The sequence below is a fragment of the Lactobacillus sp. UMNPBX19 genome, assembly GCF_002553805.1.
GTDB lineage: Bacteria > Bacillota > Bacilli > Lactobacillales > Lactobacillaceae > Lactobacillus.
Genome location: NZ_PCYR01000005.1, coordinates 76983 through 88270 on the forward strand (window position 1 = coordinate 76983; position 11288 = coordinate 88270).

Below are 11288 nucleotides of genomic sequence, written 5' to 3' on the forward strand. Positions count from 1 at the left end.
ATAAAAATAGGGAATCCTTAAGGATTCCCTATTTTTATTTATCTGACTCAAATTTTAATAATGGAAATTCAATTATGAACTTACTGCCTGAGCCAAGTGTTGAACTAACACTGATCTTTCCATGGTAACTTTCAACGAGTTTTTGAGCAATAGCTAAGCCTAGACCATTTCCACCCTTTTCACGGGTTCTAGCCTTGTCTACACGATAAAAACGATTGAAAATCTTATCCTGCTCATCAGGAGCAATCCCTTCACCAAAATCTTGAACAGAAATCTTAACTTTATCTTTTTCAGTAGCAGCAGCAACCAAAATTTCTTTTCTATCGGTAGAATATTTAATAGCATTATCAATCAAAATGATTAAAATTTGCTCGAGATGATTACGATAAATCTTTACTATAGTATCAGGTTTTAAGTCTGCATCATCATAGGTAATAGTAAAGTCTTGATGAATCATTCTCATGTCATTAACAGTTCGGTTTAATACTTCATTGATATCAGTTGTTTTATCAGGATACTGTAAATCAACCTGCTCAGCTCTAGTTAGATCCAGCATTTCTTGAATCAAATGTTTCATTCTCTTGCTCTCTTGAAGAGAAGCATGAATTGATTCTTCCAGTACTTGAGGATCATCTTTTCCCCAACGCTCTAATAAGTTTAAATGCCCTTCAATTACAGCTACAGGAGTCCTCAATTCATGAGATACATCTCCCACAAATTGTTTTTGCTGTTGCATATAGGCTTGCATTCTATCAAGCATCTCATTAAACGATGTTGCTAACTCCCCTAACTCATCATTTCGATGAAGATCAGGTACTCTTCGTTTATCAGTTGGATCTTTATTAATATAGCGAGAAATTTGCGACATTTTCTTAATTGGCTGCACTACACTATTAACTATTAAGTAAGACAAACCAATGAAAATTACAATCGCAATAATCGATAAGCCAATCATCCAATGACGAAGTGATTTTAAAACTTGGTTTTGCTGACCCATTGAATTATCAACGATCAAATATCCAGTTAAACGATGTGTTCTTTCAGAAAAAATCTTCTGATAAATCTTCATATGAATTTTGCCACGTGAAGTCTCAACTCTTAAAACGTGGTTTTCAGTTTTACTGAAGTTTGGCATCCCACCATCAGGAACATTTCCATTACTAAATACTACATCCCCGTCAGGATTATAAATAATAATGCTAGTATCTCGATTAGATAAAGTCGCCAAAACGTCATCATTAAAGACATTCCCACCATCATTTGAAGTAATCGGGGCTTGTCCTTCTAAAATACGATTTGTATTAGGAGAAAGCTGCGGAACAACATTTGAAATTTGCAAGCTGGTCGGGATCTCGACCAATCTTCTTTGAAAAGTAGTTGCTACACTTTCAGTTAGATTTCTTTCTTGCGAGACAATCTGTTGTTTAACTAAAGAATAAATTGCAATTGAAAATATAACAAAAGAGACCGTAATTGTCGCTGCAACTAAGCTTACCCACTTAAATGTTAGCGAGGACTTGAGGGTCTCTTTTGTCGATTTATTTTGCTTCTTCACGTGCTTCATCATTTTCATCAGTTCTTACCATATAACCGGTACCACGAACAGTCTTGATGTATGATGGACGGCCCGGTACATCAATCTTATTACGTAAATAACGTACGTAGACTTCAACAACATTCGTTTCAATCTTAGATTCAGGTCCCCAAATTTTGTTTAAAAGCTGCTCTCTTGTGACAACATTATTCTTATTTTCAATCAATGTCATTAACAAGTTGTATTCACGTTTAGTTAGATCAACTGTACTATCTCCACGATGAACGATTCGATTAGCTGTTTCAATAGTTAAATCATTGAAGTGGATTACCTTTTGAACTCCCATCGTATCGCCCATAGCTCTCTTTTCAATTTGTACTCTTCTTAAAACAGCACGTAAGCGAGCTAATAATTCTTCGATTGCAAAAGGTTTAACGATATAATCATCAGCACCGTGGTCTAAACCTGAGACACGGTCAATTACTGAATCTCTTGCAGTCATCATAATAATTGGAGTTGTTTTTTCTTGGCGAACACGACGAGCAATTTCTAATCCATTAAGATCGGGCAACATTAAATCTAATAAAATTGCGTCAAAATCTTCATTTAAAGCTAAATCCAATCCTTTCCGGCCGTTTCCTTCAACTTGAGTTTCATATTTTTCATGTCTTAATTCTAATTCTACAAAACGGGCAAGATTTTTTTCATCTTCAATAATCAGAATTTTACTCATTATTTTCTCCACTACTATTTAATCTGGTTAAAAATTTTATTAATAAATTAATATTAAATTTAAAGATACATTAATGCAAGGGTTTATTACTTGTTTTTTTCATCCTTAAATAAATCCTTAAGCTTAGCAAAAGCAGGATTTTCTTTATTAGATTGCTGTTCTTGATAAGCTTCTTGAGAAACAACCTTCCAGCCCTCTCCTGCAGGAAAATCCCCCTTAGCTTCTTCTTCAGGAGTTAAGATCACTGATGGTAAGCTTAAAAGCAAATTATCTTCTACAGCCTTTTGAAGATCAATTGTATCGTCCTTAACAGTTACAATTGTATCTTCTTCATCAAGCTGTTCTTGAGTTGGTTCAACTTCACTATAGTTCTCAGTAAAGTTAAATTTTTGATGCATTTTTACTGGTTTTAGGCTACGAGTGGAAGGTGCTACAACATCTGCTTCGACAGTAAAATTACCAGTAACAAAAGGTTCATCATAGAAGAAGTCACCAGTAACATGAATATTATTTGCATCTTCCAGTAATTCTTTACTTCTATCAAAGAACTCTTTACTTAACTCAACGTTTTCATCAACATGAGTTAACAGATTACGACTATTTTTAATTTGCAAATATGAAAACTTTAACATTATTTTACCTCGATTGGTTTACGACCAAAATTTTGATCTTCACCCATAATTTGTTCAAAAAGCCGATCTACTTTCACTTGCAAACCCGAAGTTCCACTTGCAGCAATTTTCTTATCAACTTTTGAAATAATCGGCACTTGAACATCTTTTCTAATTTTCTTAAGATAATTTCTTCCTCGACCACTATAGCCTAACAACAGGGTTGAAACATCTTTATAAGAATCCTTTATTTCTTTCTCAGTGACATTTAAAAGTGTGTAAAGACATAGTCTTCTTAAACGAGCATAAGTATAGCGCTTAGACTTAATTTGCCGCAAAAATGAAGTAAAATCTTCTGCAGTATGAATTTCTTCCTTCATTTTGTATTCTAGTCCTTCACTCATTTGATAAATTGACCGCAATTCTTCTAGACTTGCACTTTCAATTCGATACTTCAAAAAGCTAAATAAAAGATTCCAGTTCGGATAAATTTTTTGACTTTCTAAACTTACTAATTCACTTTTAGGAAGATATTTTTTTAATTCAGATAAGTCATTGGGATGGTGCAAACAATAATTTCTAATCGCTGTAGCTGAGGAAACTATTTTATCTTGTAAAAGTGGATCATCGTGTCCACTTCCTACTCGTGTTATAGGATGTAAATGAAGTGGATTCTTTAATTGTTCACTTGCAACTGCATAAGCAACGGCTAACATCATGTTAGGTTGATTTACTTCATGCCCCACTTCTCTAGCAACCATTTCATTATATTGAGTAGCATAAGTTTGAGTGTAGTCTCGAAAGTCCATTCGATTCTTTGGAATTTGATTTATTTTTTGACCTAAATAAGAGAAATTTAAATTCGCATCCTCTACTCCAAAAAATAATTCTGACACTCCCAAATCACTCAACATTTTAATACTACCATTAGCAAAAATATCAGCTGGCTGCACAGCAAAAGAAAATGGTAGTTCGAATACTAAATCGGCCCCAGAAGCTAAAGCTGCCTTTGCTCTTTGCCACTTATCCATAATCGCCATTTGTCCACGTTGAACATAATTACCTGACATTACAACAATTATTGGATCATTTTTAGCTGCTAAGCGGGCTTGATTCATTAAAAACTCATGCCCACTATGAAAAGGATTATATTCGGCTACAATGCCAATTACACTCATACTCTTACCTTTAGTCTAAGTTTAATTCTAGTTTCTTACCATTGCTCCAAAGCTTTTCTAAGCCATAAAAGTCGCGTGCATCTTCGGTAAATACATTTACAACTACATCTCCCATATCTACTAAGAGCCAGTTAGAATCACGAGTTCCTTCAATACGGTAGTCTTCTTTTCCATGTTCATGGATCTTATCAATAATACTGTTAACGATGGCATGAAGTTGACGGTTCGAGCCAGCTGTTGTTACAACGTAGTAATCCGCCAAAATACTAATTCCTTGCATATCATATGCTTCAGTATCTTCACCATGTCTTTCATCGATTGCTTCTACAGTTAAATCTAATAATTTCTTACTATCCAATTTTATTTTTCCTTTCAAAATTCTAATCCTTTACTGACCATTTATTGTAAGCAGCAAATGTCTTAGGATAAATCTTTTTTCTATTAGTTATTAAAAAATCAAGTGTGTGGGCTAATTCAAAGCCTACCCCATCATCTAAGTTAGCAAAAGCTACTTTTCTTGCTTCTTCTACGCCAGGAAAGTCACGACCTGGTTCAATAAAATCTGCTACAAAGACAATTTTATCTAGTGTGGTCATTTCTACATCAGCAGTAGTATGACGCTTAATAGCAGTTAAAATTTCTGGATCAGTTATCTTTAATTCCTTTTCAATAAAATATGATCCCACAATTCCATGCCAAATAGCTCGATTATAATTAAGTAAATCTGGATCAAAATGCTGTTCCTTAATCACTTCAATAAATCGGGCAGGAGAGACTTGTTTTGCATAATCATGGATAAATCCTGCTAAAGCTGCCTTATCAGGATCATAATTATTAAGTTCAGCTAACTTACGACTAGTTTCACTTACACCAATACAATGCTTAAATCTCTTTTCATCCATGTTGCTTTTTTCTTTGGCAACAATCTCATCAGAAGTTAACGGGGAATATGTTTTAACAAAATTAATTTCAGTCACGATATAAGCCTCTTGATTCAATATATAAGCGTACACTTTCCGGTACTAAATACCGAATAGAATTACCGGTAGCTATATTTTGACGAATTAAGGAAGATGAAATATCTAAATTAGGTGCATCAACCCAAATCATTGGAAACTTGGAATTTTGCAGATAATTTGGTCTCCTAACGCCAACCAAAGTAGATAAAAGTGCTATGGTCTCTGGTTCGCGCCAATTTTCAAAGTCGTTTACTTCGTCACTACCCATAATTAAGTAATATTGATTACGTGGGGCTCTCCTCTTTAAGTAACGTAAAGTATCAACCATGTATGAGGTTCCACCACGCATTATTTCAAAAAGCTTAACATGAAAGTGTGGATTATCATGAGTAGCCAATTCAAGCATTGCACACCGATCTTTAGTGCTTATATTTCCCGCTATTTTTTTATGTGGAGGCGTATTATTTGGGATAAACCATATTTCATCTAAATGAAGCTGTTTTCTAACTTGCTCAGCCATTGATAAGTGAGCTAAATGAACTGGGTTAAAAGTTCCTCCCATAATTCCAATTTGTTGAGCAGAACTCGTAACCGGTTCAAATTGTACTTGTGGCTTTTCTTTTACAACACATTGCATTATATCAACGCTCTTCTAATTCCTAAACCAATTCCTTCTGGTGTATAAGCTTTTACTACAACATTAGCAGGTGTGGTAATAAACCCAACTCCGCCAAATAAAATATCGCTTTTTTCTTTTGGTGAAAAAGTTTGGCCTTTTAATGGTCCGAGATTATCTTCTTTACTTGGTGGGAGTAATAAATCATCTTTATGTTTTTCATAAAATGCATCCGCATTTTCAGTCTTCGTTCTGTGTACATATAGATCCCGAGCAACATAAATTGTAAATCCAGCAGATGGACCATCTACATAGTCAAAACGTCCCAATCCAGCTAAAAAGATTGTCTGTCCCGGTAAAAGTTGGTAGGTAGCTGGCTTTAATGGTTTCTTTGGTTCAACAACTTCAAGCTCTTTTCCACTCAAATGACTAGCCAATTGATTGGCATTCAAAATTCCGGGTGTGTCAATTAAATAGTGTCCATTAGAAAGTGGAATTTTAATTTCATCTAATGTTGTTCCAGGGAATTTAGAGGTAGTAATGACATCCTTTAAATCACTGTTCATATTGATGATTGCGTTGATTAACGTAGATTTTCCAACATTGGTTGTTCCGACAAAATAGATATCTTTCTTTTCGCCTTTTTTAGCTAAAAATGCCATCAACTCATCTAAATTTTTCTTTTTAGCAGCTGAAACTAAAAATATTTTTTCTGGTTTTAAACCATTTCGATTAGCTTCTTGACGCATCCAATCTTTAATTTTGGACTCTTTAGAATTTTTTGGAAACAAATCTACTTTATTACCAACTAAAATATATTCATTACCACCAATAAAACGCTTAATTGAAGAAATCAATGAATTACTAAAATCAAATAAGTCAACCACATTAACGACTAATGCCTTTTTTTGACTAATTGAATTAAGTAAAGCCAAGAAATCATCGTTATTTTCTTCAACAGGCATAATTTCATTATAGTGTCTTAATCTAAAGCAGCGCTGACAATATACTTCATTATCTTCGCTTTCTAAAGCTTTTTTTAAGGCAGATGATGGCAAATACCCTGACTTTTTAGGATCTTGATCTTGTAATATACTTCCACAACCAATACAACGTAATTCTTCACTCATTTTAGTTTCTCCTTAAAAACTACTGGCTTTCTTAAATTCAAAAAGAAAAAAATAAACTTTTCAAAGAAACGATTAATTCTAGTATTCCATTTATCAGTTTCAACTAAGGGCTTCACCAAAACCGTAGCTACACCAGCTAAATTACCAGCCTGCATATCAGTAATTAATTGATCTCCCACCATCAAAACCTGTTTTTTTTCTAAATTCAGTGATTTTAGTTCTTTCTTAATTCCAATCGGAAGAGGCTTTCGAGCTTTTGCAATAAAGGATATATGATAAGGACTTAAAACTTTCCCAATACGCTCCGCATTATTGTTTGAAATAACAACTAAACGAATCCCAGCTTTTGATAAACGCTGATTCAACTGATCCATTTCAATTGCTGTATCAGCCTTATTCCAAGCAAGCAAAGTATTATCCAAATCACTAAAAACAGCTTTAATTCCCATCTTTTCTAGCTGTTCTGGATCTAAATTATAAATAGTATCTATTGTATAACGAGGTCTAAATAACATTTAAAAATCTCCACTTTTTTCTCATACCTATAGTATCAGAAATCTTTAATCTTTAGAAATATTTGATGATTAAAAAATGAAATTTTGCTTTTCTTTAGCATAAAAGATGATAAAATAAGAACAATTTAAATTTTTCCGCCGTATTACACAAAGAAGTTAAAAATGAAAAATTTTATTGATCTTCATCTACATCTAGATGGCTCTTTGCCTTATACTACTGTAAAAAAGTTAATGGATATTCACAATCTTCCAAGTTTATCTGACTCACAACTAAAAGAAAACTTATCAGTTTCTGAAAAGTGTGCTAATTTACAAGAATACTTAACAAAATTTGACTTTCCATTGCTACTTTTACAAACAAAAAAGATTTAGAAATTACAATTTTTGATCTTCTAAAAGAACTACGGTCTCAAGGACTCGTTTACTCTGAAATACGTTTTGCTCCGCAACTACATACTCAAAAAAATCTCACACAAGAAGACGCTGTCAAAGCCTGTATTGCAGGTCTTAAAATTTTCTATAAATGGCAAGAAAATCAAGTAGACAATTATTATCCTCTTCATGCTAATTTAATTCTATGTCTCATGCGTCTGCCAAATCGAGAGTAGGAAAATAATTTGACCGTTAAACTAGCTGCTAAATACGGCAAAGATCATATCGTTGGCATTGATTTAGCAGGACCAGAAGGTCCAATTTCTAATAAGAAATTTAAATCTTTCTTTGATAATGCAAAGAAATTGCATATTCCATTCACAATTCATGCAGGAGAAGCTGCAGGACCAGAATCAATGCAAGAAGCCTTAGATTTAGGTACTAAACGAATTGGTCATGGAATTCGCTGCTTAGAAAATGAACAACTAGTTGACGAGTTAGTTAACAAAAATATTACCTTAGAATGCTGCGCTACTTCTAATCTCAATACTAAAATATTTAAAAGCATTGATTCTTATCCAATCAAGACACTTCTTTTAAAAAACATAAAAGCAACTCTAAATTGCGACAATATGACTGTCTCAAGTACTAACTTACCTAAAGAATTTAAATTACTTGAAAGTAAGAGCAATCTTACAAATACAGAAGAACAACAATTATTGTTAAACTCTATCAATGCAGCATTTGCAACAAATCAAGAAAAAAATCGCCTATTACATATCTTTAGTTAAAATTGAGAAAAAAATGCTCCGCTAATGCGGAGCATTTTTTATTTTTAGTTCAAAGCTTTCTTAGCAGCATCTGCTAAATCAGCAAAAGCTTTTTCATCGTTGTAAGCAATGTCAGCTAACATCTTACGGTTCATGTCAATACCAGCTACCTTTAAGCCGTGCATTAACTTAGAGTATGAAAGACCATTTTGTCTTGCAGCAGCGTTGATACGAGCAATCCATAATTTTCTGAATTCGCTCTTACGCTTCTTACGGTCACGGAAAGCATATTTACGAGAAACAAATACTTGAGTACTTGCTGCTTTAAATTGTAAGTGTTTTGAGCCACGGTAACCCTTGGCTAACTTCATGATCTTCTTACGACGAGCGCGTGTTACGGTTCCACCTTTAGTTCTTGGCATCTAAAATTCCTCCTCAAAAAGTCTTCTAATAATTAACGCATTTGGGAAAGCATCTGTTTGATGCGCTTTAAGTCACTTGCTGAAACCATAGCAGCTTTTCTCAAATGACGACGTTGTTTCTTAGTCTTACCGTGGAAACGGTGTCCAGTGTAAGCATGGTGACGCTTTAAACCACCATTAGCAGTTCTCTTGAAACGCTTTGCTGAAGCGCGGTGTGTTTTTTGCTTTGGCATATCTATTCCTCCAATTAACTACTTTTTCTTTTTATCTTTCTCACTTAATGGAGCAAGCATTAAGAACATTGAACGGCCTTCCATCTTTGGCTTAGTAACTACATTAGATAAGTCACTAGCTTCGTCAGCCATCTTTTCTAAGACCTGTTTACCTAACTCCTTGTGAGTAATTGCCCGGCCTCTAAAGCGAATAGAAATTCTAACTTTAGCGCCCTTGGTCAAGAATTTACGAACATGCTTTAACTTAGTGTCAAAGTCATTTCCTTCGATTGTTGGACTTAAACGAATTTCTTTGACAGCCATAACCTTTTGATTCTTACGGTTTTCTTTGGCTTTCTTTTGTTGTTCAAAACGGAACTTACCGTAATCCATAATTCTAGCAACAGGTGGCTTAGCATTAGGAGAAAGCAAAACCAAATCAAGGTCAGCGTCAGCTGCTTTACGTAAAGCTTCATTCTTGGATACAACACCAACTTGTTGGCCATCAACTCCAATTAAACGAACTTCACGAGCACGAATATCTTCGTTTAAGATCATATTTCTTGGTATGAGTATTCACCTCCACGTTAATTTCGAGGACAAGAAAAAAGCGGGCAAAGTTAACGCCCGCTTTTAATCAACAGATATTATCGATCAGCCCAGAGGTCTCAAATTAAACTTAGGCGAGAAGCGGGAGCTTCTTCTTGTTCTCAACTTCTGTATTATACTGGTTTAATTTGATTGAGTCAATACATAGTTGATTATTTTTCACAGAAAAAGCAAACAAGACCTCAAAAGTCTCATTTGCTCTAACTGTGATTATTCTTTTCTACGTTTAATCAAGCCCAATGTTACTACAGATAAGATTGTCACCACTGCACCACTAATTACAGCTAATACGTTATCTGATTCACCAGTTTGTGGCAGGGTTTGTTTTGAGGATACTTCATTCTTATTCGAAGTATTCTTATCCTTACCTTGTAAACCAGAAGTATTCTTAGATGGTGAGATAGTTGAAGTTAATTTAACAACTATTAAATCAGTACCCTTAATAACATTCTTAGACCCATCACCGTAAATTAAAGTAGTATCTGCGTTATTGCCAACTAATATATCTTTAGCATTTGGATTAGACTTAGATACATTATCTTTAATCTGGCTCTTCTCCGCATCAGTCAAATGATTTGGATCTTGGACTGGAGTCTTAGTATCTGGGATTACTGCAGGATTATTATCAGCATCTGTGTTATTAGAAGTGTTAGATGAATTATTATCTTTCTTAATAATCAAATCACTGCCTGAAAGATTATGTTGACTACCATCATTGTAGATTAACGTTGTATCACCGTTATCAGACACTTTAATATCCTTGGCATCCGGGTTAGACTTGGCTACATTGTCCTTAACCTGTTGCTTTTCTTCATCAGTTAAATGACTTGGATCTGCTACCTCTACCTTTGTGCCTGGAACTACTGCAGGATGCTTATCAGCATCAGTCGTATTATCATGGCTATCATTAGATTTAACTACTAATTGATCACCACTTACATGACCATAGTTGCCATTATTAAAGCTTACATCTGTGTCTCCATTGTCACCTACTTTGATATCCTTGGCATCTGGGTTGGACTTGGCTACCTTGTCCTTAACCTGTTGCTTTTCTCCATCAGTTAAGTGGTTTGGATCGCTTACTTCTACCTTGCTGTCTGGTAATTTTACTTCTTGCTCTGTAGAAGTATCTGGCTTCTTAGTTACCAACTCACTGCCGTCGACATGACCATGGTTGCCATTATTAAAGCTTACATCTGTGTCTCCATTGTCATCTACTTTGATATCCTTGGCATCTGGGTTGGACTTGGCTACCTTGTCCTTAACCTGTTGCTTTTCTCCATCAGTTAAGTGGTTTGGATCGCTTACTTCTACCTTGCTGTCTGGTAATTTTACTTTTTGCTCTGTAGAAGTATCTGGCTTTGCCACAACCAACTTATTACCGGCAATCGTGTCAGTTGAGTTATCACTATACTTGATTGTTGCAGTACCATCATTACCAATCGTTACTTCTGCACCCGATGGTAAATCTGGATTGGCATTTTCTACGTTGGTCTTAACTTGACCTTTTTCTTCGTCTGTTAAGTTGTTGACATCGCCTACCGGTACCTTAGTTGTTGGAAAATTTGGTGTGTACTTATCGGCGTCTTGCTTTGCTACTACATTGCCTTGTACTTCGCCTGTACTG

Annotated in this window: 13 protein-coding genes, 1 pseudogene and 1 other annotated feature; of the genes and pseudogenes, 1 reads left to right on the forward strand and 13 read right to left on the reverse strand. The window is 34.7% G+C overall.

Annotation, left to right across the window (positions count from 1 at the left end):
• Positions 1-34: 34 nt before the first annotated feature.
• The 9 genes from CP370_RS02750 to CP370_RS02790 form a co-directional block, all read right to left on the reverse strand.
• The gene (locus CP370_RS02750; RefSeq protein ID WP_087712783.1) at positions 35-1573 is read right to left on the reverse strand and encodes a HAMP domain-containing histidine kinase; all 1539 of its coding nucleotides are present in this window, start codon (positions 1571-1573) and stop codon (positions 35-37) included.
• Positions 1539-2267: a response regulator transcription factor gene (locus tag CP370_RS02755; protein ID WP_012846509.1), complete on the reverse strand. Its 729-nt coding sequence runs from the start codon at positions 2265-2267 to the stop codon at positions 1539-1541. The genes CP370_RS02750 and CP370_RS02755 overlap by 35 nt, the downstream gene beginning before the upstream one ends.
• Positions 2268-2353: 86 nt before the next feature.
• Positions 2354-2899: a DUF177 domain-containing protein gene (locus CP370_RS02760; protein WP_012846510.1), complete on the reverse strand. Its 546-nt coding sequence runs from the start codon at positions 2897-2899 to the stop codon at positions 2354-2356.
• On the reverse strand, positions 2899-4056 hold the full coding sequence (locus tag CP370_RS02765; RefSeq protein ID WP_087712782.1) for a nucleotidyltransferase: 1158 nt from the start codon (positions 4054-4056) through the stop codon (positions 2899-2901). Before CP370_RS02765 ends, CP370_RS02760 begins: the two co-directional genes overlap by 1 nt.
• Positions 4057-4066: 10 nt before the next feature.
• Positions 4067-4414 carry a ribosome silencing factor gene (gene rsfS, locus CP370_RS02770; RefSeq protein ID WP_004897785.1) on the reverse strand — a complete coding sequence of 116 codons (348 nt, stop codon included), beginning with the start codon at positions 4412-4414 and terminating at the stop codon, positions 4067-4069.
• Positions 4415-4436: 22 nt separating this feature from the next.
• Complete coding sequence (yqeK, locus tag CP370_RS02775) at positions 4437-5033, reverse strand: bis(5'-nucleosyl)-tetraphosphatase (symmetrical) YqeK (protein ID WP_004893709.1); 597 nt, start codon at positions 5031-5033, stop codon at positions 4437-4439.
• Positions 5026-5652: a nicotinate-nucleotide adenylyltransferase gene (locus tag CP370_RS02780; RefSeq protein ID WP_012846512.1), complete on the reverse strand. Its 627-nt coding sequence runs from the start codon at positions 5650-5652 to the stop codon at positions 5026-5028. The genes yqeK and CP370_RS02780 overlap by 8 nt, the downstream gene beginning before the upstream one ends.
• Positions 5652-6761 (reverse strand): ribosome biogenesis GTPase YqeH, encoded by a 1110-nt coding sequence (gene yqeH / locus CP370_RS02785; protein WP_087712781.1) that lies wholly within the window; start codon positions 6759-6761, stop codon positions 5652-5654. The genes CP370_RS02780 and yqeH overlap by 1 nt, the downstream gene beginning before the upstream one ends.
• The gene (locus tag CP370_RS02790; RefSeq protein ID WP_087712780.1) at positions 6758-7276 is read right to left on the reverse strand and encodes a YqeG family HAD IIIA-type phosphatase; all 519 of its coding nucleotides are present in this window, start codon (positions 7274-7276) and stop codon (positions 6758-6760) included. Before CP370_RS02790 ends, yqeH begins: the two co-directional genes overlap by 4 nt.
• Positions 7277-7438: 162 nt before the next feature.
• On the opposite strand from CP370_RS02790, the pseudogene add reads away from it, so the two are divergent.
• A pseudogene (gene add / locus CP370_RS02795) lies at positions 7439-8439 on the forward strand (adenosine deaminase).
• 44 nt (positions 8440-8483) lie between these two features.
• Here add and rplT read toward each other — a convergent pair.
• From rplT to CP370_RS02815, 4 genes are all read right to left on the reverse strand, one after another.
• Positions 8484-8840 carry a 50S ribosomal protein L20 gene (gene rplT, locus CP370_RS02800; protein ID WP_003646918.1) on the reverse strand — a complete coding sequence of 119 codons (357 nt, stop codon included), beginning with the start codon at positions 8838-8840 and terminating at the stop codon, positions 8484-8486.
• A gap of 32 nt (positions 8841-8872) precedes the next feature.
• On the reverse strand, positions 8873-9073 hold the full coding sequence (rpmI, locus tag CP370_RS02805; RefSeq protein WP_003646917.1) for a 50S ribosomal protein L35: 201 nt from the start codon (positions 9071-9073) through the stop codon (positions 8873-8875).
• Positions 9074-9091: 18 nt separating this feature from the next.
• On the reverse strand, positions 9092-9610 hold the full coding sequence (gene infC / locus CP370_RS02810) for a translation initiation factor IF-3 (RefSeq protein WP_087712779.1): 519 nt from the start codon (positions 9608-9610) through the stop codon (positions 9092-9094).
• A 38-nt stretch (positions 9611-9648) separates the two neighbouring features.
• Positions 9649-9764, reverse strand: a sequence feature (ribosomal protein L20 leader region).
• A 107-nt stretch (positions 9765-9871) separates the two neighbouring features.
• A partial coding sequence (locus tag CP370_RS02815; protein WP_143467862.1) for an LPXTG cell wall anchor domain-containing protein occupies positions 9872-11288 on the reverse strand: 1417 nt, incomplete at its 5' end.

Excerpts from the sequence above, each read along its gene's own strand:
- infC (WP_087712779.1), bottom strand. The coding sequence starts at position 9,610 with ATGATCTTAAACGAAGATATTCGTGCTCGTGAAGTTCGTTTAATTGGA.
- yqeH (WP_087712781.1), bottom strand. The coding sequence starts at position 6,761 with ATGAGTGAAGAATTACGTTGTATTGGTTGTGGAAGTATATTACAAGAT.
- CP370_RS02765 (WP_087712782.1), bottom strand. The coding sequence starts at position 4,056 with ATGAGTGTAATTGGCATTGTAGCCGAATATAATCCTTTTCATAGTGGG.
- CP370_RS02780 (WP_012846512.1), bottom strand. The coding sequence starts at position 5,652 with ATGCAATGTGTTGTAAAAGAAAAGCCACAAGTACAATTTGAACCGGTT.
- rpmI (WP_003646917.1), bottom strand. The coding sequence starts at position 9,073 with ATGCCAAAGCAAAAAACACACCGCGCTTCAGCAAAGCGTTTCAAGAGA.
- rplT (WP_003646918.1), bottom strand. The coding sequence starts at position 8,840 with ATGCCAAGAACTAAAGGTGGAACCGTAACACGCGCTCGTCGTAAGAAG.
- CP370_RS02755 (WP_012846509.1), bottom strand. The coding sequence starts at position 2,267 with ATGAGTAAAATTCTGATTATTGAAGATGAAAAAAATCTTGCCCGTTTT.
- CP370_RS02790 (WP_087712780.1), bottom strand. The coding sequence starts at position 7,276 with ATGTTATTTAGACCTCGTTATACAATAGATACTATTTATAATTTAGAT.
- CP370_RS02750 (WP_087712783.1), bottom strand. The coding sequence starts at position 1,573 with ATGAAAATGATGAAGCACGTGAAGAAGCAAAATAAATCGACAAAAGAG.
- CP370_RS02760 (WP_012846510.1), bottom strand. The coding sequence starts at position 2,899 with ATGTTAAAGTTTTCATATTTGCAAATTAAAAATAGTCGTAATCTGTTA.